Consider the following 25,004-nt stretch of genomic DNA (forward strand, 5'->3'; position numbering starts at 1 on the left):
ACTCCCTATCCTACACCAAAACATTTGTTCTGTTTAGTAATTTCATCAAAAACCCTACTATTATCCTATGAAAAAATAGCCAGGCATCACCCTGGCTGCTTTCCTAAATATTTTTCTAGAAATTCCGCCATCTCCGTATACGAAGTTATTTTATTCTTCAGCTTCATCATCGTATGTCCTTCCTCTTCGATCCTGCTATAATGGACAGGATGATTTCGCCCCTTTAGTTTCTTCACAATCTGATCGGATTCCTGAATGGGAACTCGTGGGTCATTGACACCATGAATAACCATTAGCGGTGCTTTAATATTATCCGCATGATTCAACGGGTCGATTTGGTCAAAAAAATCGCCATCACTTTCAATGGTCCCGTATTCTTTCTCTCTTAGCTTTTTCCGCCAAGGACTTGTTGTTTTTAAAAATGTTCGAATACTAGAGATTCCGACGATATCAATGGCAGCGGCCCATAAATGCGGGAAGTGACTAATCGAGGCCAGGACTACAAATCCCCCATAGCTCCCGCCGACAATCGCAGCCTTTTCCGTATCAATTTCTCCTGTATTTCTAAGCCGTTCCATTAAAAAGGTAACATCCTTGACTGCATCCATCCGTTTTCGACCATCATCAAGATGTGTGTAGGTTTTTCCATAACCTGTACTGCCACGGATGTTAGGGGCAACTACCGCATATCCCTGGTTTAAAAAATATTGCAAAAAGGGGCTGTATACGGCGCGGCTTTGACTTTCCGGCCCTCCATGAATATAGACAACCACAGGTGCTTTCCCCTCTTTGTTAGCAGGCTTATAGTAAAAAGCAGGTATGGGCAGGTTGTCAAAGGATGGAAATGTTATCGGCTCAGGCTCAATTAATTTTTCCTCAAGAACCGGTGAACGCGAGATGTACGTTAGCCGCTTCGCTTGGATGGTCTTTAGGTCAACCTCCCATATATCAGGGGGATGCGCAGGTCCATTTAACACGAATCCGAGCTTTTGATTATCTGGTGAAAATCTAAGATTGTACATTACGCCCATGGGAGTTTCCCAGTTATACAAATTTGTTCTCTCCAGGTCTACTAGAAAGCCCCTGGATATTCCCCCTTCATTCATCGAAAAGGCTAATTTGTTCTTATCCTTGTTCATGACTAAGTCTTCAAAGTCCCACTCGCCCCGCTCGAGCCAGGTAAATTGTTTACTTGCTATCTGAATCATTGCCAGCCCGAAGAACTCTCTGTTTTGATTGGTTAATAGATAGAGATGATCTGCTTCCTTATTAAAATGGAAATCTTTATATCCTGCTTCACCCTTATGCACGGTGATCCAATCCATTTTTCCCGTTAAAAGTGAAAATACCCCTAAATCATGATCAAGGGGCGTGTTTGTTTTTTTAACTAATAAAGACTTTCCATCAGGAAACCATTTTTCCACCGAATACGTTCCATCTCCGGTAAATACACGACGAATTTCCAAGGTCTCCAAGTTTTGTATATAAATATCTAAAAAAGCTTGATGCCGACGGTTACTCGACCAAGCAATCCATTTTCCGTCTGGAGAGCTATCACCGAACAGATGAAGATGTTCAGGGGAGTTTGTCAGCGCGACTTTTTCGTCATTTTCTTTTAATAAGTACAATTGCTCCTTTTCATCTCCATCCGCATCCATCCCATAAACCAAATCCGAGGTACCGGCAATATATTTAATAAAGGTGATTCCTTTCATAGAAAAAGAGGTTTGCGCTGGCCACCTGTCTTCCCGGTCAAGCTCCCAAACCTGCGGGATCCCTGTAAAATCAGAAATAAAACTGATTTTCTTACCCTTTGGATCGTATTCAAAACTTTTCACCATACGCACGTGTATATAAGGGTCAATGGTTACTTCCTTCATTCCATTACCACCAATCACGATATCTTTTTTAAAAAGTTTACCTCCTTTCATTCTATTTAAATAGGTTTGTGTTCATTACACTTGAAATTCTATAAACCACTTTACACATTGGTATGTTTTTTCCCAGTTTGGATCCTGATCTTCTATCCCCCAGCATGCATAAAGTGTCCCTAAGGCAATCAAAGCTTTTAGTAGTCTTTGACGATCCAGTTTCAGCTGTTCACTGATGGTATCCACTCGGAGCTTCAGGATGTTTTTTGGCTGAGCCTTTGAGTCTAGTTGATTGATTAAAAAGGAAACAACATCAAAATAAGGGTCCCCTACAACGCCTTTTGGATCAATCGCCATCCAGCCCTTCTGCTCGGAATACAGAATATTCTCGTGGTGCAAGTCACCATGAAGGAGTTCGGGTCCCTCCGATGATTCCATCACCTGTTGAAAAAACTCTTCTGCTAACTGAACATGTTCTATTGAGATCTGCATATCCCCTGTTTCCCGATACCGTTTAAGTCCCTCGAACCAGTGTGTAAGCGTTGGTGTTGACCTTCCATTTGGAATAGGTCTGCGAATAGCCTTCCAAACCTTTAGGTAATTCTCCAGTACAATCATTTCATCATTTTCTTCTGAAAGCATAGTTCCTGGTACCAGCCGCTCGAGCAGCATAACGCCATTTTTTGGGTCAGACTTCATAAGCTTGGCACAGCCCTCCCCATTGTAGGCTTGAAGCGTCACCATTTCATTACGAGTATCAAAGTTTGGTACACCCAGCTTCAAGATATAAGGTGTTCCCTTTGAATCCCTCACCTTTATTACATAATTATAAGAAAGGTTTGAAACAGGTCCTTCACTCGTAAGACTCCACTGTTGTAAATAGGTTTGGACTGTGGACTCTAAAGACTGTAACCATGTCTTTCCATCCGGGCCAAAGGCATTGATAATTTTATCCTGAAATTCACTAGAAATTTGCATAAAATAGTATTCTCCTAACCTGTAGAATTTTCAATGATATATAATTTCAACAGTTCCATTCATAATCCCTTTTTATAAAAAAGAGACGAACCGAGGGGAACGATTCGTCTTGAACATTGGAATTTACCATTCTACACCCTGTGTCTCGAGTGCTTTACGTAACCGTTTGATGGCCTGATTATGAAGCTGGGAGATACGGGATTTATGCAATCCAAACACTTTACTTACGTCCGTAAAGGTTAAATTTTCGAAGTATACCATGGCCAAAATGAGTTTTTCTCTTTCGGGCAGGGTATCAATCAGCTCAGCTAGGATTTTTTTTCGTTCTTTCGCTTCAAGCCATTCTTCCTGCTTAATCGATTTGTTGTCCTCAATTTGTTGAACCGCTGCATTTTCTTCTAGGTTTTTCGGTTCATCTAATGAGTCTTGATGAATAAAGGAAAGCTGCAACTGTGCTTGTTCATATTCTTTCATGCTTATCCCCATATGTTCACTTACTTCTACCGGAGTAGGTCGACGCATATAGGACTGCTCTAATGTCTCCAAAGCATACCGATATGTTTTCTCTTTTTTTCGTAATGTTCGAGATACATGGTCATTTTGTCGTATTCCATCGAGAATTTCGCCACGAATCCGCTGAGCAGCATAGGTTTCAAATTTGATTCCTTGAGAAGGGTCAAACTTTTTTCCGGCATCCCACAAACCTGTCATTCCAAAAGATAGTAGATCATTTTCATCCGCCGCATCAGATAGACTCCTTTTCATATGTCTAACAACCTTATGAACCAATGGAATATATTGATCCATTGCCTCTTCCGCATTCCAATTCACTATATATTCCCCTTCCCATGGCCTCCACTTGTTCTAGCAGTTTTTTTGAGTACAATGAATAAACATTATGACCTTAGCAATCTTGAAAAATTCCGAATGAACCCTTTAATCCCTTTGTTTTCTTGTAACACCACCGTACCCGTCACAAATCTTTCAGCTAAATTTCTTAACGTTACTGACGCCGTTGATCGAGGAAACGCGAGATAAAAAGGGACTTGCTTCAACACGGCTTGCATAACGGCAGCATCGTCTGGAATCGCTCCAAAGATTTTTATTTCTTTGTTTAAAAAGGATTGAACAGCTAACTTAAATTTACTTCCGACCTCTATTCCTTCTTTTTGGCGTGATACCCGGTTTACGACCAATTGGAACGATAGGCTGGGATTTTGACTATGCAATATTTTTACAACAGAATACGCATCTGCTATTGAGGTCGGTTCAGGTGTGGTAAGAAGGATGATTTCATCAGCCGAAAGGTGACATTGTTGGGATTCAACGGTCAGACCTACACCCGTATCAATCAGAATAATATCAGCATAGCCATGAAGTTTTTCTAATTCCTGAAAAAAATGCTGTCTCTCCTCATCCTGTATTTGAAGAAGCTGCTGAAATCCAGAGCCTCCCGCAAGATATTCCAACCCGCTCGGTCCTTTCTCGAGTACACTCCAAATGCTCTTCCGCTCACGAATCATATCCCACAGGTGATGCTTTGGGGTCGTCCCCATAAGAATGTCTATGTTTGCCATGCCAATATCAAGATCGATTACGACTACTTTCTTTCCCAGCTCCATTAAACTGAGTGCAAAGCTTAAGGTGAAGTTTGATTTCCCAACCCCGCCCTTGCCTGAGGTAATTGTAACAACACGGGAAGTCCTATCATGACTAACTAGTGAGTTAGATAATTGTCTTAATTGGTGTGCTTGATCCTGCTTCATTGTCATCTGCTCCTAGAATCTTTTTTGCCATAAAAAGAGGGTCTGCCTGCATGATATCCTGAGGAACTCCTTGTCCTAAGCTCACATAGGATAAAGGATACGGATAGTGATAGACCATATTAAGAGCTACACCGTAGCAGCTCGTTTCATCCCATTTTGTTAAAATAAGCTTGTCGATCGGGACTGATTTCATTTGATCAACGATTTTCCGCAAATCCCTCCAACGGGTGGTCATACTAAGAACTAAATAATTTTCCTGTGGGGTATCAAAACGTAAATATTGATTGATTTCTTCAATATAATCATCCTCTAAATAATTTCTGCCGGCACTGTCCATGAAAACCATCTGGCAGCCTTTTAATATCTCCATAGACTTTCGCAGCTCGTCTGGATTGGAAACCACTTCTACCGGGATATTCAATATCCCCGCGTACGTTTTTAACTGCTCCACAGCCGCAATCCGGTACGTATCCGTCGTCAGTAATCCTACCTTCTGCCTTTGCTGAAAAACGCGGGCTGCTGCTAACTTGGCAATCGTAGTTGTTTTTCCCACACCAGTTGGCCCAACTAGGGTAATAAGAAACGGGGCGGTATCGGTATCCTTCACTTTTCCTTCTTCAAAGAGCTGCGCTATAATCGACAGGAAGAGTTGCTCTATTTCATGAGTGGACAGGTTTTGAATGTTCTTATGTCTCATTTTCATTTTTTTAATGATATACTCGGTCACCTCTTCGTCCACTTCTTGCTCCCGAAGGCGCTGTACCCACTTTTCTACGGCTGTTGGTATCGTTTTCTTCTCATCCTTTACAATGGCACTAATTAATCCCTTTACCTTGGACAGCTCTTCCAGTACTTCCTTCTGAGTGTCATTCGCTGGTATTTTGACTTCTACGGCAGGTTCCACGTAAGTCGGCTTTTCAGCATAATGATCAGCTGCTGCCACAACTTCTATAAGTTTTTTACGGAATAACCCGAAAAATCCTCCTGTTTTAACTGGCTTCGTATTTAAGATAAATGCCTCTGTCCCTAAATCTTGAAGGATCATCGGATAAGCATCGGATTCGTTTGTCACGACATACGTTTTGATGATCATAGATTTACCACTCCAACACTCTGCACTTCGACGTTCGGTTCCAGCTCATTATAGGAAAGGATTGGAATATCAGCTAATGTACGTTCCATTATTTGTCGGACATACATCCGAATCCCTGCGGATGTTAAGATAATCGGCCTGATTCCTAGTTGTGACATTTGCTCAATTTTTTGCGAAAAGGAATGAATCATCTGATTGCTCGATTCTGGGTCAATCGTCAGGATATCACCCTGCTCTGTCCTAGAAATCGACTCTGCTAGTTTCTTTTCGATTCCTGCTCCGACCTGAATCGCGTGAACCACACCGTTCCGTACATATTGAAACGTTAATTGACGGGCCAAGGCCTGCCTCACATATTCCGTTAGGATATCGGGATTTTTCGTATAGACCGAATAATCGGCAAGTGCTTCAAATATCGAGGTAAGACTTCTGATCGAAACATTCTCCTTCAACAGCTTTTGCAGCACCTTCTGAACATCACCCACAGTAAGAATATTCGGAATTAGCTCCTCTACTAATGATGGCTGGCTTTCCTTCACATGATTAATTAATTGCGTTGTTTCTTCTCTTCCTAAAATCTCATGTGCAAATTTGCGAATCGTTTCTGAAAGATGAGTGCTGACAATCGAAGAAGGATCGATGACGGTATAGCCAAATAGCTCTGCCTCATCTTTCTTGTCTTCCGTTATCCATAAAGCAGGAAGACCAAATGTTGGCTCCACCGTTTCAATGCCATCAATCCCATGTTCCTCATTATTAGGATTGAGCATTAAGAAATGATCCAATAAAATCTCACCCTTGGCTACTTCATTTCCTTTTATTTTTATCACGTATTCATTATGGTGGAGCTGGATATTATCACGAATGCGAATGACCGGAACGACTAATCCCAAATCCAACGCAATTTGCCGGCGAATCGCAACAACCCGGTCCAATAAATCACCGCCTTGGTTGACGTCAGCGAGCATAATCAAACCAATCCCAAATTCAAATTCAATCGGATCCTCTCTAAGTAAGGAAAATACATTTTCCGGCTTGCGTACTTCGTCTAACTCTTGTTCCGATTGTGTACTCTCTATCGCTTCCTCTTGTTTCGTGCGTTTATTTTGAATGTTATAAGCAGCAAATGCGAGCAAACCAGCAATCCCCCATGTAAGGAATATCCCAATCGGTGTTACGATTCCAAGCAAGGCAATACATCCGGATACAATATACAACAGGCTCGGGTAAGAAGACATTTGCTTCGTTAAATCATCACCAAGATTCCCTTCAGAAGCTGCTCTCGTTACCATAATCCCTGTTGCCGTAGAAATTAACAGAGCGGGGATCTGACTCACAAGACCATCCCCAACCGATAATAGTGTAAATGTATTGATAGCTTGCGAAAAATCCATCCCATGCATGGTCATTCCAATGATAAATCCACCTATGATATTAATAATCAAAATAATAATACCTGCGATTGCATCGCCTTTTACAAATTTACTTGCACCATCCATCGAACCGTAAAAATCCGCTTCTCGTTCTACCTTGCTTCTTCTTAGACGCGCTTCCTGATCATTGATCATCCCCGTATTTAAATCAGCATCAATACTCATTTGTTTTCCGGGCATTGCATCTAACGTAAAGCGGGCTGCAACCTCCGCTACCCGTTCCGATCCTTTCGTAATTACGATGAATTGAATAATGACCAAGATTAAAAAAACAATAAAGCCAACCACCATATTTCCGCCAATGACAAAGTCGCCAAAGGTTTCAATAACAGCTCCTGCTTTAGCTGTTGAAAGAATCGTCCTGGTGCTTGATACATTCAAAGCAAGACGAAAGAGAGTTGTCAGCAAAAGAAGGGCTGGAAAAATGGAGAAATCTAGCGGTTCTTTTGTGTTCATAGTAATTAATAGAATCATAATCGAGATGGATAGATTAATGATTAGTAAGATATCTAACATGAATGTCGGTAAAGGGATGACCATCATCGCAACGATCATGATGACCGCGAGTAATACTCCGAGATTTTTTATACTCACAACAAACCTCCTCTACTTGTTGAAAGTCCCTTTCACTTTATAAACGTACGCCAGCACTTCCGCTACTGCTTTAAATAGCTCTTCTGGAATTTCTTCGCCAATTTCAACACTCGCATATAATGTTCTGGCTAATGGTTTGTTCTCCATAATGACCACCCGATGCTCCTTCGCCACTTCTCTCATTTTAAGAGCTAAATAATCCGCACCTTTTGCCACCACAATTGGCACCTTTGTTTTCCCCGCCTCATAAGCAATCGCAACAGCAAAATGCGTTGGATTGGTGACCACTACCTGGGCTTTTGGAATTTCCTGCATCATCCGTGCACTTGAGATTTGACGTTGTTTTTCCTTGATTTTATGTTTAATTAACGGGTCACCCTCGGACTTTTTATGTTCATCTTTAATATCTTGTTTGGACATACGCAAATTCTTGGCATGATCAAATCGTTGATAAACGAGATCTGCTACCGCAACGACAAGGTATACAGCAGAAATAACCATACCCAGCTTTACCGTAAGGGAGCCGAGAAATGAGACCATCCTTAGCGGTTCCATTTGCGGCATTTTTAGCAATACCGTTTTTTGCTGCCAAAGAAAGATCCCTGTTACCGTTACAATGATCACAAGTTTTAAAATCGACTTTATAAACTCTACGATGGTTCGTGCTGAAAAGAGACGTTTTGCCCCTTCAACCGGATTGATTTTTTTAAGGTCCATTTTGATAGCTTCGGAGGAAAAAAGAAATCCAACCTGTGCTAACGTAGAAACAAAGCTACCAAGCCAGGCAGCTAAGATAATCGGACCAGCAATGATCACACTTTCCTTTAATAATGTAAGGAATAGTAAGGCAATCGACTGCTGTGTTACATCCAGCACTAACCAATCCGAGAATCCCAGCCGATACATTTGTATGAAACGTTCAGCCATCTGCTTTCCATAAAACGACAAGAAAGAAAATGAACATAACAGGACAATTGCATTCGATAAATCGGCACTTTTGGCTACCTGTCCTTTTTTCCTTGCCTCTTGCTTTTTTTGCGGAGTGGCTTTTTCAGTTTTTTCAGCAAATAGCTGCAAATCTAATGTTACGTACATCGTTTAAGCCCCTAGTATCTTCAGCATTTGTTCAAAGGAGTGAATCATGATCTGAACCAGCTTTTCCATAACGATAAAAAAGACCGGAATGAATACAAATAGTACGATAAAATGAACAGCCATTTTAATCGGAATTCCGACTACAAATAGATTCATTTGTGGTACTGTTTTTGCTAATATCCCTAACGCAATATCCACTAAGAAGATCGTTGCAACAATGGGTGAAGCGATTAATATCGCGATCCAAAACATGTCCTTCACAATCATCAGCGATAAGTCAACGAGATTTTTCGAAACATCGGGAGGCAGCCAGGAATCGATAGGAATCCAATCGTAACTTGCCAAGATCCCTTTGATGAGGACGTGATGACCGTCTATGGTCAAAAAAAATAACATGGCTATGATGTAGAAGAATCTTCCTGTAAGATTTTCCTGGATACCGGTTTGCGGATTAAACATCGTGGCCATCGCAAAACCACTCTGCAAGTCAATAAAGCTTCCAGCCAGCTGAACAGCATACAACAAAATCGTTACAAAAAACCCCAAACACAGCCCGACTAGGACTTCCTTTAGAACAAGAAGAATATAGGTTGGGCCGATTTGAATTACTTGTTCTGGCTCCACCAAGCCAACCACGAGCAGGCTGATGAAAAAAGCAGTTCCCCATTTAAATGGTGCGGGAATTTGCCGTTCCATCCATAACGGTGCCGTTACAAAGAAACAAGTTAACCGAACGAACACTAACAAGAATATTGGCAAAAGGTCTAGGATACTCATTTTATTACCCTATGAAACGTGTAAGATTTGATAGGATATTCCTTGTGTAATCAACGAGATGAGTGAGCATCCATGGACCAAAAAACAGCAAACTGACAAAAACAGCGATGATTTTTGGGGCAAACGCCAGTGTCTGTTCCTGGATCTGGGTAATCGCTTGGAAAATACTAATAATTAATCCGACCGCCAAGGCAACGCCTAAAACAGGGGCCAAAACGAGAATGGTTAAATAGATTGAGCTTTGCGCAAGCCCCATAATGCTGTCTGGTGTCATAAAGTTACTCCTTATTTAAAGCTTACGAACAAAGATTGCACGACCAAGTTCCATCCATCTACTAAAATAAATAAGAGAATTTTAAAGGGCAGTGAAATAAGCGAGGGCGGAACCATCATCATTCCCATTGCCATCAGAACACTTGCGACAATCATGTCAATAATAATAAACGGGATGAAGATTAAAAAGCCCATTTGGAACGCAGTTTTGAGTTCACTAATCGCAAAGGCCGGAACCAATGCTGTTAGGGGAATATCTTCAATGGACTGGATGTTCTTCGTTTTTCTGTATTCTAAAAAAAGCTGTAAGTCACTTTCACGCGTTTGTTTTGCCATAAACTCCTTCATAGGAGAAGCTGCTTGATCTAGAGCATCTTCTTGACTTAACTTTCCCTCTAGAAAAGGCTGAAAGGCCTGATTGTTCACTTCTTGAAAAGTGGGTCCCATGACAAAGAAGGTTAAAATGATACTAAGTCCCATGATGACTTGAGTCGGCGGCATTTGCTGCGTGCCGAGTGCGGTTCGGACAAACGATAGCACAATTGCAATCCTCGTAAACGAAGTCATTAATAATAGAATACTAGGTGCAACCGATAGAATCGTAAGAAGGAGGAGTAATTTTATCGATAAAGCTGTACCATCTAAATCTTCCGAGCCCCCCATTTCAAAGTGAATACCTGGAATGGGAGTTGTATCCATTTGAGCAAAAACAGGATCTTGTCCTAAAAATAAGAACAAAGGTGTAAGAAGGAGTAGTTTTTTCATCCATTCTCCCCCTTATTTTGTTGATTAGCGTCGGATTTCACTTCTTTTAATTGCTTTAAGAGAAGTTCATCCCACTTTTCCTGTGAGGTCTTTTTAAGTTGAGCTCCCCATTTTGTAACCGTATCAATTGGTTTTTCTGCAACCGATTCGAGCAGCCTTCTTTGTTCTTCACCCGGAGGGATGGTTCGAATCAGATTCACATCTTCCCCCACACCTAATAGGTATAAGGTATCCCCCATCATCACCATTTGTAAGGATCGATTGTTACCGAGTGAATGCCCGCCCAGTGCATGGAAAGGACCCCCTCCAGCGTACATCCTCGTTTTCTTAGATAGGTATTTTAGTACAATAAATAGAAGTAATAAGATTAATAGGAAGGAGCCAATAAATTTTAACGCATAAGGGACTACTGAAGCCTTAGCGGGTTCGGGATTTACTTTTGTTTCCGATTGATCTGCCGGTGAATCTTTTTCGAATTGTTCATACACGGTTCCCTCTTTTGCTTTAGCAACCGATAGTGGTAAAAGGGAAACCAGCAGACTAATCGTTAGTATTCTAATCCATTTTTTCCACGTATTCACAAGACTGTCCCTCTCACTTGATTTTTCTCTCTTTTTCCTGTTCGGAGATCACGTCTGTAATCCGGATAGCAAATTTGTCATCCATGACCACTACCTCGCCGACAGCAATCGAATGTTTATTAACCAACACATCGACATATTCTCCCGCTAGTTTATTTAAGCCAATCACCGATCCCGTTTGCAGCTGAAGAATTTCGCGAACCGATTTTTTGGTTCTGCCTAATTCAAAAGAGACTTGAAGGGACACATCCGTTAATAGCTGTATTTGTTTTTTCCCTGCAGCTGCGGGTGCGTTATCTGGAAGCGGTGAAAACTGCACCGACTGAACCGCTCCATATGACCCGGTCTTCTGTTCCTTCACGTGTATCCGCTCCTTTCAAAAGAGGTTTTACATAGATAGACGTTGATGAAAATGGCGAATCGCAGCCATTTCATCCATCAGATCCTGCTCGATTTTTTTCTGTTTCTGGACATATTTCTCAAGCGCTTTATCACGCAAATGATTCCATGTTTTTTCATCTTTTTGCTTATCCAATAAATCTAGTTTCTTAGCTGCAATCTCTTTATCAATCAAGTTGATTTGCATTTCTAACTGAGACATTTGTTGGTTTAAGTACGTATGATACTCATTACGTTGTTGGATATCAGCAATGGAAGCAGTCACTTTTCCAGTGTCTGCCTGTTGTAAAAATAGATTTTTTTTCTGTTCCAAGGCCAGATGTTCATTCATGATAGCTTCCTTTTGCCTTCCAATCTGCCCCAACTCTATTAAAGCTTGCTCTTTTTCCTTTTCTTTAAGGTTTAAAATATGAATATATGGAAATTGAAAAGTCACAGTCGTACATCCTCCCCAAATTTAGTTAGCAGCTGTTCAATGGTAGATTCTATCGATGGGGATTCATTTGTCCCTTGCTTCACAAATTGATCAATCCATTCCTTCACATCTACAGCCCGGTCAATATCCCGGTCCGTTCCTCTCTTGTAAGCCCCAATTTGAATTAAATCCTCGGCATTTTGATACACACTTTTATGCTGCTTTAGCATCTCCGCTGCTTGTAAATGTTCACGAGTCACAATCTCACTCATCACTCGGCTTACACTCGATAAAACATCAATCGCCGGATAAACTCCTTTTCTTGCAAGACTCCGGTCTAAGACAATATGACCATCCAAAATCCCGCGAACACTATCGGCAATCGGTTCATTCATATCGTCCCCATCTACCAATACCGTATAAAAAGCAGTAATACTGCCATTTGCATTCGTTCCTGCCCTCTCCAATAAACGTGGCAGTAAAGCAAACACGGAGGGAGTGTATCCTTTCGTCGCTGGAGGTTCACCAATCGCTAAACCAATTTCCCTTTGCGCCATCGCATATCGCGTGACAGAGTCCAGCATTAAATTGACATTCATCCCTTGGTCACGAAAAAACTCGGCAATCGCAGTAGCAATCATCGCTCCCTTGATTCGAATCAGTGCTGGCTGATCCGATGTGGCTGCGACAACAACTGACTTTTTCAACCCTTCCTCACCTAAATCCCGTTCAATGAAGTCCAATACTTCCCGGCCGCGTTCACCAATTAATCCGATGACATTGACATCTGCTTCTGTGTTCCTAGCAATCATGCCTAGAAGGGTACTTTTTCCAACACCGCTGCCGGCAAATACCCCTACCCTTTGTCCTTTTCCAACGGTTAACAGCCCATCAATCGTTCGAACACCTACACTCAATGGTTCTGTGATTCTTGGTCTGGTTAAGGGGTTCGGGGGGAGATTATCCGTTCCAGCCTCCAGGAGTCCCGCTGGCAGTAAGCTTCCATCCATCGGATTGCCAAGCCCATCCAGCACTTTACCTAAAAGATCCATTCCTACCTTAACGGTTAACGGTTTTCCTGTTGATACTACATCACAGCCAGGTGCAATCGATTGAAGCTCTCCTAGCGGCATCAATAAAACTTTATGATTACGAAATCCTACTACTTCTGCTTTGATTGGTTTCTGCTGCTGCGGGGAAAAGATATGACAGATATCTCCCATTTTCACATCAGGACCTTGAGACTCAATAGTTAGCCCAATCACCTGTGTAACTTTTCCGTTCATTTTGATTGGATTAATGGTTTCTAGCATGTCTAGGTAGGATTTAATCTTCCATTTACTCATGGGAATCCTCCTGTTGATAAGCAAGCAGAACTTGTTTAATTTCACTTAGCTGTACATCAATTCTCGCATCCACACTGCCAGATGAGGTTCGAATAATACATCCACCCTGCTGGATTGAATAATCAGGGAAAACCTTGATCTCTATCTGTCCGTTGTCCATGGCGAGTAATTGCTCTCTTTGCTTCTGAACAAATGAGAAATCTTCAGGTGCTACACCAATTGAAATAGAGTCGGTCTCGTAAACAGACGACAGCGTCTGTTTAATAATATGGAGTAAAACATCTGGATTCGTTTTCAATTCCTGTTGAATCACCTTTTTAGCAATCGCCATCGTCAATTCAATCACAAACGGATCAGCTTCCTGAATAATGGCAGCTTTTTCTTGATAGGCTTGCTCTAATATATCCGCTGCTTTTTGCAAATGAATTTGATACTGTTCCTTTGCATGCAGATTGCCATCCTCAATCCCAAGCTGGTAGCCTTCTTCATACCCCCGCCGTTTTTCTTCTTCCAATTGTGAACGAAAGCTTTCCTCTTCCCTCGTTCGCCACTCGTTTAATTCTTGTTCTGCCCGTTGCTTTTGCTGCTCTATCTCCAACAGTAGTTGTTCATTCTGAAGCTGAACAAATGGCTGCGGCTGAATAACTTCCACCAACATATGCTCTCGTATTGGAACACCGACAACCTTTTGACCATTTTTTGCTACGACGTTAAATGCTTTTACGAGTCTAGATGACACGATTCTCTTCCCCATTTCGAGAAATGATGATAACACCGTCTTCTTCTAATTTACGAATGACCGTTACAATTCTGCCCTGCGCATCTTCCACATCTTTCACACGAACTTGCTCATTCGAGTTCAATAGTTCCTCAAGACCCTCTTCGCGTCGTTTTGAAATATTTCGGTAAATGGCATCTTTTACTCCTTGGGTTGTCATTCTTAGCGCCAGATATAGGTCCTGATTTTGAACATCCATTAAAACTCGCTGAATCGATCGATTATCAAGATAAGCAATATCATCAAACACAAACATTCGCTGTTTAATTTCATTGGCTAATTCAGGATCCTCGTTTTCCAATGTTTCCAGAATATTTTTTTCTGTACCACGATCTACACTGCTTAATATGCTGACAATAGAGTCAATTCCTTTTTGTGATTCATGTTTTTGCGAGCTTGTCATCGTAAGCTTATCCTGTAGAACCTGTTCTACTTGATGGATTATTTCTGGCGACGCCGTATCCATCATCGCAATTCGCTTGGCAATATCAATTTGTCTTTCCGGTGGAAAGACGGAAAGCGTCGCTGCTGCCTTTTCTGCATCTAAGTAGGATAAAACCAAAGCAACGGTTTGGGCATTTTCATATTGAAGTAAATGAAAAATTTGTGATTGCTCGACCTGCTGGATAAACTGAAATGGCCTGTTATTGGTCCGATTGCCCATCCGTTTTAGAAAACCAGCGGCCTTATCTGGGCCAAAGGTACGTTTTAATAATTCTGTTGCCGTATCAATTCCTCCATACGAAACGATATTTGAGTCGACGGCCAGTTGATGAAATTCCCTTACAATCTTCTCCTTTACATCGGAGGTAACCCTGCGCAATTCGGTAATTTCCTTTGTGATACTTTCTATTTCTTTTTCTTCTAAATGTTTCATGATCCCCGCTGAAACATCCGGTCCGACGGAAAGCAATAATATTGCTGCCTTTTGTGTGTTTGTATACTGTTCCATCTGATCGCTCCCTTACCACTAGTCCCTTGAAAGCCAATTTCGCAGCAGTCCTACAAATTCCTCCGGCTGTTGCATGGCCATTTGTTCTACTTGCTTTTTAATGGCCACTTTTTCATCTTCCTTCAACTCAACAGGCTTAACCGGCACTTCTTGAAAAATTGGAAATGGATCGTCCTCTTCCTCTTTTGATTTTCTCCGGCGCACGAAAGCGAATAGAACCATTAATAAAACCAATCCGCCAGCACCGATAAGGGCATACTTCCACCAAGCCCATGCTGGGATGATGCTGGACTTCTCTTCTAATTTTGGCATTTCTGCTTTCCCGTTAAATTCCTGAGAGAATACGGTAATTCGTGATTGTATATCTTGATTGGTTAATGCAGGATTTGAACTTAATGCCGTTCGAACCACATTGGATATAATTTGTTGTATATTTTCCTTTGTTGCATTTGTTAAGGAGGCAGGTTTGTCTGGATCTGGCGGTTCCACCCCAACATTGATGGTCAAATCCTCAATTTTATAGGGACTTTGTACAATCTCATTTGTAATTCGATTCACTTCATAGTTCACACGTTTTTCCAATTCTTCAGAAGTATTTTCCTGGGAGGGGTTGGTACCTGCATAACCGGCAATATCCGTTTCACCCGTTCCATCCACACCGGCAGCCGTATCCTTCCCACTGTATTTTTTCGAAACCTCTTCGACGCTGACAGCAATACCTTCATTTTCAGCTGAAGGTTCAACCAAATCCTCACGTGTTTTCACTTGATCAAAATTTAGACGTACAAATGCTTGAACGAGAACTTTGTTATGACCCATAATCGTTCCGAGCATCTGCTGCAGGTCTTTTTGAATATCCGCTTCAATATCTTTCTGAATCTTCCGCTGCTGATCAAAGTTATCTAATGCACCTGTTGAGTGTTCCGGCAGGTCCAATCCTTGCCCGCCCTGGTCTGTCATGACAATATTTTCCTTCGGCAGGTTTGGCACACTTTTTGAAACCAAATGATATAAAACCTGAATTTCCTTTGGTTCTAATTCATAACCCGGTTCCAATTCAATGACCGCGGAGGCTGAGGCTTGTTCCTTCTCATCCGCTTGGACAAACAAGTTTTCCTGAGGCGTAGTTAGTACAACAGCCGCATTTTTCACCCCTTCGACATGCCGCAGCAGATCAGCGACTTCTCCTTGAAGCGCCTCTTTTTCCATAGCATCCAACTGACGATCTGTTGCCCCAAACTGCAAATCCTTTGTCATATCAAAAAAACTAATGGTACCCGTTTTCGGGAGCCCCTTTGAAGCCAATGAGACTAATAACTGATCAACATCTTCCTGTGGCACTAGAATGGTTGTCCCGTTACGATCTAGTTTATAATCGGTATATCCCTCTTGATCCAATTCTGCTTTGATATCACCAATTTCCTTTTGACTCATCTCATTTGTAAATAATGGGACATAAGTAGATTTTGATAGAAAAAAGATAGAGAGAGACAAAGCCACTATGATCGCGATAAAAGTACCAATATATAGAACTCTTCTTTTTTTACTGACCGAATTCCAAAAATATATGTATTTTTCTTTAAAGTCATGTATTTGCTGATTCATGCTCACTCCACTATTTCATCTGTAGATTTTACTAGATTTGCATTCTCATCATTTCTTGATAGGCTTCAACCGCTTTATCCCGTACTTGTGTTGTTAGGGAAACGGCAATACTTGCTTTTTGGGCTGCGATGGTGACATCGTGTAAATTTATGGCTTCCCCTTTTGCCAGCAATAGAGACTTCGATTCAAAGTCTTTTACCGCACCATTTGCATCCTGGATATACTGATTCAGCAGGGATCCAAAAGAGGAATCTGCTGTACTTTGCTGCTTATTGACTGTTGGTAAACTATTCGTAAACGATTGAATATTCGATATGTTCATCAGCTATTTCCCACCTTATCTTCCAATCTCAAGAGCTTTTACCAGCATCGATTTACCTGCATTAAACGCTGTTATATTGGCTTCATAGGCTCTTGTTGCAGCCATTAAATCAACCATTTCCTTTGTCACATCTACATTCGGCATCATGACATAGCCTTGCTCATTGCTGTCAGGGTTCGATGGATCATAGACTGCCTGAAATGGGCTTGTATCTTCGACGATTTTATTTACTTGGACTCCAGAGAGTTCTCTCTGTAAATAATTAGCAAACGACGAAGTCTGGTTAGCGGTCACTTCTACCATTTTTCGACGATATGGGACCCATTCTCCGTTAACAAATTGTCCTCTTGTTGTGTTCGCATTGGCAATATTAGAGGAAACAACATCTAACTTTAATCGATTCGCTGTTAAGGCTGATCCGCTAATCGAAAGAGATTGAAATATCGACATTATTCTCCTCACCTCGCCCTAATCGCTGTTTTTAATAAATTAAACTCTTCATTCAAACCATATGTTAACGATTGATACCAAATGGTATTTTCACTTAGCTTCGACATTTCATAATCTAAATCCACACCATTACCGCTGTTTTGAAAAACAATATTTTCCTGTTCAAGCTTTGGAGAAGGAAGACGAGATGTTTCTCCAATCTGGACATGCTTTGAGTGGGTGCGGTTCCCAATAAACTGGCCCTTTACTTCTTGCTGCAGCAATTCTTCGAAGGATACCTTGGAAGGTTTAAAATAAGGGGTATTTACATTGGCGATATTATTTGAAATGGACTTTTGACGTAAAGAGGAGGCATCTAAGGCTCTCGACATTATCCCAATCATTTGATTCATTTTTTCACCCACCTTTAAAAATCTTCTAACCTATAATGATTTCATCGCTTGTAGCCAAGTTGTTTTTAACTCCTGAAACATTCCCTCTATTTCCTTAAGAATCTCGATGTCTTTCGTCATATTCGCTTCAATCAATCTTTGTTTCATATAATCATAGAGAGAAAAAAGAGAGTTTGATGCTTCAATCCCCATATTTAACGTCACCATGAGTTCCGTAATAATTTCTTGTGTTTTCATAATCAAAGAATGAGCCTTTGCCGGATCCTTTTTCTCGATCGCCAGCTTTGCCTGATTCAGAAACTTCGCGCCGCCATTATAGAGCATGAGTGTCAGCTCTTCTGGTTTTGCCATCATGATTTGATTTCTTTGGTAGATTTCATTTGGACTTATCATTCAGATCCCCCTTTATTTCTTACTGTCATAAAAAACTCCCTTTGAAACCGAGACCCGATCTTCATATTGACTTCTAAGGTATTGTTCATTTTGTGTGTATCGAACATGATTTGTTAGTTTTTTCATCGCTTGCTGCAGCTGAATTTGAATTTTATTTTCATAAACTGAAAGTTCGGTGAGCTGCACCTGAATGATTTCGTTCACGAGGACCCTTCCAGCTTGTGCATCCAACTTATTAATCGTAGAAATACAACCTTCTCTCTGTTCGATCAATACAGGTACCTTTTCCATTTCCCCTTGATGCAAAGCATTCAATATCGACTTCGATAACTCTAAGTATTGCTTCAACAGTGTTTCTTTTTCTTCTATCATTTTTCATCACCCTTATGATTGTCATAAAGGAGATTGACAAATTTCCTTTATTCTTACCCCGAAGTGTTCTTCAATCACAACAACTTCACCTTTTGCTATCAGCTTGCTGTTCACATAAACATCAACGGGTTCACCAGCCATCTTGTCTAATTCGACAATCGACCCACTGGTTAATTCAAGAACTTCGCTAATTTTCTTTTTAGTTCTCCCTAACTCCACAACAATCTCTAATGGAATATCTAATAGCAGGTCCAAATTCATTTTTTCATTCAGGATTTGCCCAAAATCATCCGGCTCCAGTTCAGTAAACTGAAACGGTTCATTGATTATACTCTGTTGGCTGTTTCCAAGGAGTGCATCCATTTCATCTTGTGTGAGTTTCCCCTTTTCAATCATTTTTGCCTTCTCCTTCTATCAAATGCTCAATCTTAACGGCAACTCTGGACTTCTTCGTTCCTGGATGTGCTAAGAACTTCATTTCCTCATTCACCCTTACTTGCAGAGGTTCATCCACCAATTGGTTTAATTGAATGACATCATTTACGTTTAAGCCAAGTATTTCTTCCATCGTAATCGCCGCCCGCCCTAACTCCGTAATAACAGGAACAATTAAATGCTCAATCCGTCCTTGTAAAAATTCACTCTCTTCCTTGTTTTTCACCCATTTTCCATGCCCATACCAATTATGGGAGGATAATTTTGGAATAAACGGTTCTAATAATATATATGGAATACAAAGATGCATAGTTTCTTCCACTTTTCCAACTGTTAGTTGGAAAGTGATGACAATGACCGTCTCCGTCGGGATTCCCAATTGCAAAAACTGGGGATTTGTTTCCATGTTCAAAAACTTGAGCGGGAGCACCATAATATCACTCCAGGCTTTCTGCAGGATTTGAACGACTCCCTCCAGTAAACGCTTTAATACATTAGCTTCAATAGGAGTTAAGGACGACCGCCCCCATTCCGCTGCTATACCTTTGCCTCCTAAAAGCCGATCAATCATCACAAAAGCCATTTCAGGCTTTAAATCCATCGCCATTCGAAAACCTTGTTCACCTGATTCAAACACACTTAAAATCGTAGTGTCCGGCAGCTGGTTAATAAATTCCTCGTACAGCATTTGTTCAACCGCATTGACCTCTACTTGGACAAATGAACGTAACTCAGATGAAATGAAGGATGCAAGCTGATAAGCAAAATTCTCATGTATTCTGGTCAACACCCGCACCTGCTCCATCGATAACCGCAATGCTTTTTTAAAATCATATACTTTTAAATTAGCAGGGGTACCACCATGGGAATCTAAAACACGAAAGTCCATTTAATCACCCTCCTTCCTTTCGAATTGACTAAAAAAAGGCAACAAAAAAAGACGAGACTACTCCGAAGAATAGTCTCGTCCATAGCTAAATAAACTAATAGATTAGGACAATCTATGTTTCGGTAACTGGCTGGCATACTGTTTCCACAATTTAGCCCCTATAGCTTTGCGTCTCTGAGTTTCCTCAGATTTGCCTTTTTCGATTTTTGAAATATTGTACAAAAAAAGCATAACATTACAATTATTAATTTTCAAATATATTTTGTAAAATACCCCCATAAAATGACGAATAACATCGAATGTTTACGAAAAATTAACATAATATATATATTTCTTGCAAAATATGTAAAAAAAGAGAGAATATCGTCGATTGATAATCTCTCTTTATCTATTATCTTTTTAAATTCACCAATTCTTCCAATATTTGATCTGATACTGTGATGATTTTGGAATTCGCTTGGAATCCACGCTGAGCGGTAATCATTTCCGTTAATTCTTCGGATAAATCAACGTTGGACATTTCCAGTGCCCCTGAGATCATTTGTGCATTGCTTCCCTCTGTAAGTAGTGTGGCAATGGAGGCAGCATCTGCATTAGGTGTTAAAGAATACAACGACCCACCGGCTTTCAATAACCCCTTTGGATTGTCAACCGCAATGGTTCCAATTTTCAATCCGGAATCTTCACTTGTTCCATCGGGGTTGACTCCAATAATGCTGCCATTTGCATCAATGGAAAAGGTAATATATTGATCTGGGATGTTAATAGAATTGCCATCTTGACCAACCACAAACATACCATTCTGATTGACTAAATTATTACTGCTGTCTAATGTAAAATTCCCAGCTCTTGTTAAAAATTGCTCCTGGGCAGCATTTTCAACCACAAAAAATGCGTCCCCGTCAAGATAGAGGTCAGTGCCGATATTCGTTGTTGTCGGACTTCCCGGCGTGTGAAGAGTATCAATGCTTCCAACTCTTGTACCTAAACCCACCTGAATCGGATTTGTCCCACCTGATAGTGGAATGGGATTGGGACCTGGTGTTTGTGTTGGACCCGTTGCCCCTTTAATCGTCTGACTGAAAATATCTTCAAATACCACACGTCCTTTTTTAAATCCCACTGTATTCACGTTCGCAATATTGTTACCAATCACATCCAATTTCGTTTGAAACCCTTTTAATCCGGATACCCCTGAATTTAATGAACGAAGCATGTATTTGTTCCTCCTCTTATTGATTCATTTCCATTGAATGAATGGAACTTGATAGAATTTCATGGTCACCTATTTTAAAATACACTTGATTATTCTTGTAATTAATCCCTGTAACCGTTCCGCTCTCTTGTACATTGGTTTCTGGGTTTGTCCAGGAGACGTTATTCCCAAGAACATAAGAATATTGACTTAAATTATTACTTGAATCCAAGTAGGCTGTCAGTGAGTTATTCAGGTTGGAAAGCTGTTCTAATACGCTTAACTGTGCCATTTGTGCCACGAATTCACCGTCTTTTTGCGGTTGTGTTGGATCTTGGTTTTGAAGCTGTGTAACCAGTATTTTCAAAAATGCTTCTTTTCCCAGTTCTTGCTTTGGCTGGGTGCTAGTTGCTGACGCTGTGTAGGAATTAATCGTATTGATGGATGTCATGTTTTTTCCTCCCTTACACGGTTGTATTGATTTGCGAAACCCATCCGGGGTCTGTTATGTAATCGCGGTAATCTTCTTGTGCTGTCAGCTGAACGGATTCACTTCGCTTTCGCGAATCCTGCTGACCCGGTCTTCCATTCGAATCTCCCTTTTGAGAGAAAGCTCCCATAAAGCTTAACTGGGTGGAGGTTTGCTGCGTAATATCAATTTTCCCTACCTGCAATCCCTGTGTTTCTAGTGCTGAGCGTAACGCTTGGATATGAGTTTCAAGCAATTCTTTTCCTAACGGAGTACTGGTAAGAAATTCTGCTGTCAGCTTCCCATCCTGAATCGTTACTTTTACATCTACCTTCCCCAAATGCTCAGGAGTAAGAGTGAATGCAGCCTCAATCCCATCTCCCGTTCCTGTTACATTTATCGATGATTGTAAAAACTTTGTTATTTCTTGATCAAATTGGTCAGCATGTACGGTTTGAGTAGCAGGTATTACGTTCTCACTTGAGATATTCGACTGATTCATCGGTGTTGAATGGGTCAGGGGAATAAACTCTATCGGAGAGTTTTTGTTGTGTGGAACAGCATGCTGCGATTCACTTTGCCCAGAATCCTCACTAATTTGAATTAACCCAGCTAATCCTTTAACATTTTCATCTGTTGCTGTATCCATTTCTTCTGTTACCTTGAAAAATGTTACTGCATCAGTCCGTAGTTCGCCAATGTTTTCAGCTGATGGCGGAGGTTCATTTTTGAACGATTGGAGCACGGAATGATCTACTACCTGTTTCGCAACTATTGGTTCCCCTTGTGAAGGAAAGCTTTCTACTACCATGGGTTTAGAAAGAGGGTCCATTAATGGATGCAGTTGTGGAAGAAACAACTGGTTCACCAGCTCCATTGACTCCGCCTCTTTTTCTTCCATTTGCCCAATTAGCTGCAACACTGCGTCAAAACCAGTGTCCAGTTCTCCCTCTTTCCTTGCCAATTTACCTGGTTGATTCATACTGATAATTTGTATTCCTGAAAGCTGGATCACGTCCTGCCACCTACTCTTTCCTTTATATAAAAGGTACCCATTAAGCGAATTTATTCCCTGTTGTTAAGGTATCAAAGTAGCGCTGAACACCTGTTACCCAGTGATGATTAAGTTGAGTTGGATCATTGGCTGCGCCAATTGGTGCATACTTGGCCCCAATTTGTACGATCGTTATTTTCCCTTTATCTAAATAGTTTTGACGGAGATTACGGGCCATATCAAAAATGCTTTCTTCAATGGAAGAATAAGATTTTAAACCGTTTTTCCCCATCATCCCTGCCACATTAAATTTAAAGCGAGCAGCGTTAGACGTTCCATTACCCGTTTCATGGATGGAGATGGCCGCCAGAAGAGCAGGATCGATATTATACTTTTTCCCTGCTTCCGCAAAAAGGTGGCCTGTGTTCTGCAGAACTCCCTTGAGATGGGAATTAAGATTGTCTCCACCCATTTTTGTAGAAGTAAGGGAAGTAGTTTGTAAAATCTCCACTTCTGGCTGAGAAACAAACGAGTTCAAACTACTAAGGAGCAGCGATGAAATATCTAGATTACTAGTCGATTTCTGATTCAATTCAGTTTGCAGCAAAACTTGTTCAAGTAAATGCTCGAAGGAACTGCTGGATAGACCTGAAAGCTTACTTTCTCCAAGGCGCGAAGTATCCAGAATCGTTTTTTGTAGGAGCCAATTACTAGACAATGAGCCAATATTCATAGTCTACATACCTCCGCCCATTTGCTGAGATAGCCATGAGCTTTGTGAATTAAACCGTGCCATTGCCTGCTCCATTGCTGCAAATTGGCGATAGTATTGTGCTTCTTTCCGATACAACTTCTCAGTTTGGCGAGTAATATCCGTTTGCGTGTTTGATAATAGCTTTCCAATAACACTTTGATCATACTGGTTATTTCCTGTATAACCCGCTTTATTGGTCAACTCTTTAATCCCGTCCTGTAAAACATCAGAAATTTGATTGATGACCCCACTTGTCCCTTTACTCGGATCTCCCAGTTGTGAAAATAGCTTTTCGACTGCATCAGGATCTGCTTGAATCGCCGCTCTTAATTTTGTTTCATCCACATAAAGCTTTCCTTTGTCCTGATAGCTTTTAGATGAAATACCGATGGAAGCTAGCGAGTGGTAGGAGCTTCCATTATCAACAATAGAAGTCATGACACTGCGCATTTTTGCAGCCACTCCAGTTAGAATACTATCACTGCGAAGAAGACCGCTTTTTGCTTTTTCTTCCCACATTTCAATCTGTTTCTCAGACATCTCACTTTTCTGCTCTTCCAAAAGGGGCAGGTAATCCCGATAAACAGGGTCACTTACCGCCTTGTTTATTTTTTCTAGCAGACCATTATATTGATCTACAAAATCTTTAATATTTTTAACGACTCCGTCCGTGTTTTGTGAAACAGTAACCGTGCTTACCCCGATGGTTGGACTTTTAAAGGAAAAATTAATTCCCATGATGGTTGCATGATTTGATGTTAAGGTCGTAATTTCATTTCCATTAAAAATGACATTGGCATTTTGTCCAGAAGCGACTAAGTTTGTTGTGTTTAGACCCAGTGTATTTTTTAAGAACGCCTGACTCTCAGCACTTGTATTCACACTTAGGTCAATATTGGTGCCGGCTCCAGTTTCCTTTGTTTTTAAAATAAATTGTTGTAAGGTTGGATCATAAAATGCTTGAAGTCCTAAGCTTTTCCCCGTGCTATCCTTGGCACCATTTATTTTTGCGACGACATCGTTTATCGTATCTGTTGTTTTAATATTAAGTGTTACTGCTTCATTGTTTACATTGATTACAATCGCAGTATCCGCTGTTAGTTGGGCAGAACCTTGAACAGTATTTCCAAGCGTCTTCGTGGGGTCCAGACTTACTTTATCCCCAGTAAAAGCGGCTGAATTTGCTAATTGTTTTACTTCCACAGAATAAGAACCTGCTAAGGAAGTTCCTGAAGCAGTGGCTGAAATGGAATTCTCTTGGCTTGAAGTAACATCAAACGTATTATACGTTTTTGATAGGCTCATATTTAAAACGGTATTCGACCTAAACGCTAACAAATCCGCATTCCATTGCCGATATGTATCACTTAACCATGTTTGCTTTTGTTGGTTTTGTTTCAGTTTATTAAGCGAAATACTTTCCGCATTCATCAGCTTCTTAACAATAGAGTCTGTATCCATTCCTGAAGCAAACCCCGTTAACCTAGTGATAGAGGAATAATTCACAGCTAATCACCCCATTTAAATTTAATCTCTTTCATAGTATCGGCAGGTTTGTGGAGAAAATAGAGGGGGGTCTTTAAAAAAATAAGGTTTTCTTAATTATTGGTGTTTTTTC

General features: G+C 40.8%; 28 protein-coding genes, 1 pseudogene and 1 riboswitch. All 29 genes and pseudogenes read right to left on the reverse strand.

What is annotated here, in order from left to right; genetic code table 11:
* Nucleotides 1-86 precede the first annotated feature (86 nt).
* The gene (locus tag ACY3XC_RS17330) at nt 87-1,880 is read right to left on the reverse strand and encodes a S9 family peptidase (RefSeq protein ID WP_464869659.1); all 1,794 of its coding nucleotides are present in this window, start codon (nt 1,878-1,880) and stop codon (nt 87-89) included.
* A 75-nt stretch (nt 1,881-1,955) separates the two neighbouring features.
* Complete coding sequence (locus tag ACY3XC_RS17335) at nt 1,956-2,849, reverse strand: aminoglycoside phosphotransferase family protein (protein WP_464869660.1); 894 nt, start codon at nt 2,847-2,849, stop codon at nt 1,956-1,958.
* A 123-nt stretch (nt 2,850-2,972) separates the two neighbouring features.
* Nucleotides 2,973-3,680: a sigma-70 family RNA polymerase sigma factor gene (locus ACY3XC_RS17340; protein ID WP_464869661.1), complete on the reverse strand. Its 708-nt coding sequence runs from the start codon at nt 3,678-3,680 to the stop codon at nt 2,973-2,975.
* A 65-nt stretch (nt 3,681-3,745) separates the two neighbouring features.
* Nucleotides 3,746-4,615 carry a MinD/ParA family protein gene (locus ACY3XC_RS17345; RefSeq protein ID WP_464869662.1) on the reverse strand — a complete coding sequence of 290 codons (870 nt, stop codon included), beginning with the start codon at nt 4,613-4,615 and terminating at the stop codon, nt 3,746-3,748.
* On the reverse strand, nt 4,575-5,708 hold the full coding sequence (flhF, locus tag ACY3XC_RS17350; RefSeq protein ID WP_464869663.1) for a flagellar biosynthesis protein FlhF: 1,134 nt from the start codon (nt 5,706-5,708) through the stop codon (nt 4,575-4,577). The genes ACY3XC_RS17345 and flhF overlap by 41 nt, the downstream gene beginning before the upstream one ends.
* Nucleotides 5,705-7,735: a flagellar biosynthesis protein FlhA gene (gene flhA, locus ACY3XC_RS17355; protein WP_464869664.1), complete on the reverse strand. Its 2,031-nt coding sequence runs from the start codon at nt 7,733-7,735 to the stop codon at nt 5,705-5,707. The genes flhF and flhA overlap by 4 nt, the downstream gene beginning before the upstream one ends.
* A 12-nt stretch (nt 7,736-7,747) precedes the next feature.
* Nucleotides 7,748-8,830 (reverse strand): flagellar biosynthesis protein FlhB, encoded by a 1,083-nt coding sequence (flhB, locus tag ACY3XC_RS17360; protein ID WP_464869665.1) that lies wholly within the window; start codon nt 8,828-8,830, stop codon nt 7,748-7,750.
* Between the two features lie 3 nt (nt 8,831-8,833).
* The gene (fliR, locus tag ACY3XC_RS17365; protein ID WP_464869666.1) at nt 8,834-9,607 is read right to left on the reverse strand and encodes a flagellar biosynthetic protein FliR; all 774 of its coding nucleotides are present in this window, start codon (nt 9,605-9,607) and stop codon (nt 8,834-8,836) included.
* 4 nt (nt 9,608-9,611) lie between these two features.
* Nucleotides 9,612-9,881, reverse strand: a complete 270-nt coding sequence (gene fliQ, locus ACY3XC_RS17370; protein WP_045518430.1) for a flagellar biosynthesis protein FliQ — start codon at nt 9,879-9,881, stop codon at nt 9,612-9,614.
* Between the two features lie 11 nt (nt 9,882-9,892).
* Nucleotides 9,893-10,543, reverse strand: coding sequence for a flagellar type III secretion system pore protein FliP (fliP, locus tag ACY3XC_RS17375; RefSeq protein WP_464869778.1), 651 nt, complete (start codon nt 10,541-10,543; stop codon nt 9,893-9,895).
* Nucleotides 10,544-10,641: 98 nt separating this feature from the next.
* Nucleotides 10,642-11,226 (reverse strand): flagellar biosynthetic protein FliO, encoded by a 585-nt coding sequence (locus ACY3XC_RS17380; RefSeq protein WP_464869668.1) that lies wholly within the window; start codon nt 11,224-11,226, stop codon nt 10,642-10,644.
* 13 nt (nt 11,227-11,239) lie between these two features.
* Entirely contained in the window at nt 11,240-11,587 is a 348-nt protein-coding gene (gene fliN, locus ACY3XC_RS17385) for a flagellar motor switch protein FliN (protein ID WP_464869669.1), read from the reverse strand.
* Nucleotides 11,588-11,614: 27 nt separating this feature from the next.
* Nucleotides 11,615-12,061, reverse strand: a complete 447-nt coding sequence (gene fliJ, locus ACY3XC_RS17390; RefSeq protein WP_464869670.1) for a flagellar export protein FliJ — start codon at nt 12,059-12,061, stop codon at nt 11,615-11,617.
* Nucleotides 12,058-13,386 carry a flagellar protein export ATPase FliI gene (fliI, locus tag ACY3XC_RS17395; RefSeq protein ID WP_464869671.1) on the reverse strand — a complete coding sequence of 443 codons (1,329 nt, stop codon included), beginning with the start codon at nt 13,384-13,386 and terminating at the stop codon, nt 12,058-12,060. Before fliI ends, fliJ begins: the two co-directional genes overlap by 4 nt.
* Nucleotides 13,379-14,125 (reverse strand): FliH/SctL family protein, encoded by a 747-nt coding sequence (locus ACY3XC_RS17400; RefSeq protein WP_464869672.1) that lies wholly within the window; start codon nt 14,123-14,125, stop codon nt 13,379-13,381. Before ACY3XC_RS17400 ends, fliI begins: the two co-directional genes overlap by 8 nt.
* Nucleotides 14,115-15,116 (reverse strand): flagellar motor switch protein FliG, encoded by a 1,002-nt coding sequence (fliG, locus tag ACY3XC_RS17405; protein WP_464869673.1) that lies wholly within the window; start codon nt 15,114-15,116, stop codon nt 14,115-14,117. Before fliG ends, ACY3XC_RS17400 begins: the two co-directional genes overlap by 11 nt.
* A gap of 18 nt (nt 15,117-15,134) precedes the next feature.
* On the reverse strand, nt 15,135-16,721 hold the full coding sequence (gene fliF, locus ACY3XC_RS17410; RefSeq protein WP_464869674.1) for a flagellar basal-body MS-ring/collar protein FliF: 1,587 nt from the start codon (nt 16,719-16,721) through the stop codon (nt 15,135-15,137).
* 31 nt (nt 16,722-16,752) lie between these two features.
* The gene (gene fliE / locus ACY3XC_RS17415) at nt 16,753-17,043 is read right to left on the reverse strand and encodes a flagellar hook-basal body complex protein FliE (RefSeq protein WP_464869675.1); all 291 of its coding nucleotides are present in this window, start codon (nt 17,041-17,043) and stop codon (nt 16,753-16,755) included.
* Between the two features lie 15 nt (nt 17,044-17,058).
* A complete protein-coding gene (gene flgC, locus ACY3XC_RS17420) occupies nt 17,059-17,493 on the reverse strand; it encodes a flagellar basal body rod protein FlgC (protein WP_464869676.1) in 435 nt (144 codons plus the stop codon).
* A gap of 8 nt (nt 17,494-17,501) precedes the next feature.
* Entirely contained in the window at nt 17,502-17,885 is a 384-nt protein-coding gene (gene flgB, locus ACY3XC_RS17425) for a flagellar basal body rod protein FlgB (protein ID WP_179156761.1), read from the reverse strand.
* 30 nt (nt 17,886-17,915) lie between these two features.
* Entirely contained in the window at nt 17,916-18,278 is a 363-nt protein-coding gene (gene fliS / locus ACY3XC_RS17430) for a flagellar export chaperone FliS (RefSeq protein ID WP_464869677.1), read from the reverse strand.
* Nucleotides 18,279-18,290: 12 nt separating this feature from the next.
* On the reverse strand, nt 18,291-18,650 hold the full coding sequence (locus ACY3XC_RS17435) for a hypothetical protein (protein WP_464869678.1): 360 nt from the start codon (nt 18,648-18,650) through the stop codon (nt 18,291-18,293).
* 21 nt (nt 18,651-18,671) lie between these two features.
* A pseudogene (gene fliN, locus ACY3XC_RS17440) lies at nt 18,672-18,920 on the reverse strand (flagellar motor switch protein FliN); the annotation flags it as partial.
* A 118-nt stretch (nt 18,921-19,038) separates the two neighbouring features.
* Nucleotides 19,039-19,974 (reverse strand): flagellar motor switch protein FliM, encoded by a 936-nt coding sequence (gene fliM, locus ACY3XC_RS17445; protein WP_464869679.1) that lies wholly within the window; start codon nt 19,972-19,974, stop codon nt 19,039-19,041.
* A 118-nt stretch (nt 19,975-20,092) separates the two neighbouring features.
* Nucleotides 20,093-20,179, reverse strand: a riboswitch (cyclic di-GMP riboswitch).
* Between the two features lie 186 nt (nt 20,180-20,365).
* Nucleotides 20,366-21,190: a flagellar hook-basal body complex protein gene (locus tag ACY3XC_RS17450; protein WP_464869680.1), complete on the reverse strand. Its 825-nt coding sequence runs from the start codon at nt 21,188-21,190 to the stop codon at nt 20,366-20,368.
* Nucleotides 21,191-21,206: 16 nt separating this feature from the next.
* Nucleotides 21,207-21,620 carry a flagellar hook capping FlgD N-terminal domain-containing protein gene (locus tag ACY3XC_RS17455; RefSeq protein ID WP_464869681.1) on the reverse strand — a complete coding sequence of 138 codons (414 nt, stop codon included), beginning with the start codon at nt 21,618-21,620 and terminating at the stop codon, nt 21,207-21,209.
* 13 nt (nt 21,621-21,633) lie between these two features.
* Nucleotides 21,634-22,653 carry a flagellar hook-length control protein FliK gene (locus ACY3XC_RS17460; protein ID WP_464869682.1) on the reverse strand — a complete coding sequence of 340 codons (1,020 nt, stop codon included), beginning with the start codon at nt 22,651-22,653 and terminating at the stop codon, nt 21,634-21,636.
* A 40-nt stretch (nt 22,654-22,693) separates the two neighbouring features.
* Complete coding sequence (locus ACY3XC_RS17465) at nt 22,694-23,365, reverse strand: glucosaminidase domain-containing protein (RefSeq protein ID WP_464869683.1); 672 nt, start codon at nt 23,363-23,365, stop codon at nt 22,694-22,696.
* Between the two features lie 3 nt (nt 23,366-23,368).
* Nucleotides 23,369-24,892, reverse strand: coding sequence for a flagellar filament capping protein FliD (gene fliD / locus ACY3XC_RS17470; protein WP_464869684.1), 1,524 nt, complete (start codon nt 24,890-24,892; stop codon nt 23,369-23,371).
* Between the last annotated feature and the right edge of the window lie 112 nt (nt 24,893-25,004).

The sequence above is a fragment of the Bacillus sp. CZDM1 genome, assembly GCF_055502545.1.

Excerpts from the sequence above, each read along its gene's own strand:
- ACY3XC_RS17330 (WP_464869659.1), bottom strand. The coding sequence starts at position 1,880 with ATGAAGGAAGTAACCATTGACCCTTATATACACGTGCGTATGGTGAAA.
- ACY3XC_RS17335 (WP_464869660.1), bottom strand. The coding sequence starts at position 2,849 with ATGCAAATTTCTAGTGAATTTCAGGATAAAATTATCAATGCCTTTGGC.
- ACY3XC_RS17345 (WP_464869662.1), bottom strand. The coding sequence starts at position 4,615 with ATGAAGCAGGATCAAGCACACCAATTAAGACAATTATCTAACTCACTA.
- flhF (WP_464869663.1), bottom strand. The coding sequence starts at position 5,708 with ATGATCATCAAAACGTATGTCGTGACAAACGAATCCGATGCTTATCCG.
- flhB (WP_464869665.1), bottom strand. The coding sequence starts at position 8,830 with ATGTACGTAACATTAGATTTGCAGCTATTTGCTGAAAAAACTGAAAAA.
- fliR (WP_464869666.1), bottom strand. The coding sequence starts at position 9,607 with ATGAGTATCCTAGACCTTTTGCCAATATTCTTGTTAGTGTTCGTTCGG.
- fliQ (WP_045518430.1), bottom strand. The coding sequence starts at position 9,881 with ATGACACCAGACAGCATTATGGGGCTTGCGCAAAGCTCAATCTATTTA.
- fliP (WP_464869778.1), bottom strand. The coding sequence starts at position 10,543 with ATGGGGGGCTCGGAAGATTTAGATGGTACAGCTTTATCGATAAAATTA.
- fliI (WP_464869671.1), bottom strand. The coding sequence starts at position 13,386 with ATGAGTAAATGGAAGATTAAATCCTACCTAGACATGCTAGAAACCATT.
- fliG (WP_464869673.1), bottom strand. The coding sequence starts at position 15,116 with ATGGAACAGTATACAAACACACAAAAGGCAGCAATATTATTGCTTTCC.
- fliF (WP_464869674.1), bottom strand. The coding sequence starts at position 16,721 with ATGAATCAGCAAATACATGACTTTAAAGAAAAATACATATATTTTTGG.
- fliE (WP_464869675.1), bottom strand. The coding sequence starts at position 17,043 with ATGAACATATCGAATATTCAATCGTTTACGAATAGTTTACCAACAGTC.
- flgC (WP_464869676.1), bottom strand. The coding sequence starts at position 17,493 with ATGTCGATATTTCAATCTCTTTCGATTAGCGGATCAGCCTTAACAGCG.
- flgB (WP_179156761.1), bottom strand. The coding sequence starts at position 17,885 with ATGAATCAAATGATTGGGATAATGTCGAGAGCCTTAGATGCCTCCTCT.
- fliS (WP_464869677.1), bottom strand. The coding sequence starts at position 18,278 with ATGATAAGTCCAAATGAAATCTACCAAAGAAATCAAATCATGATGGCA.
- ACY3XC_RS17435 (WP_464869678.1), bottom strand. The coding sequence starts at position 18,650 with ATGATAGAAGAAAAAGAAACACTGTTGAAGCAATACTTAGAGTTATCG.
- fliM (WP_464869679.1), bottom strand. The coding sequence starts at position 19,974 with ATGGACTTTCGTGTTTTAGATTCCCATGGTGGTACCCCTGCTAATTTA.
- ACY3XC_RS17450 (WP_464869680.1), bottom strand. The coding sequence starts at position 21,190 with ATGCTTCGTTCATTAAATTCAGGGGTATCCGGATTAAAAGGGTTTCAA.
- ACY3XC_RS17455 (WP_464869681.1), bottom strand. The coding sequence starts at position 21,620 with ATGACATCCATCAATACGATTAATTCCTACACAGCGTCAGCAACTAGC.
- ACY3XC_RS17465 (WP_464869683.1), bottom strand. The coding sequence starts at position 23,365 with ATGAATATTGGCTCATTGTCTAGTAATTGGCTCCTACAAAAAACGATT.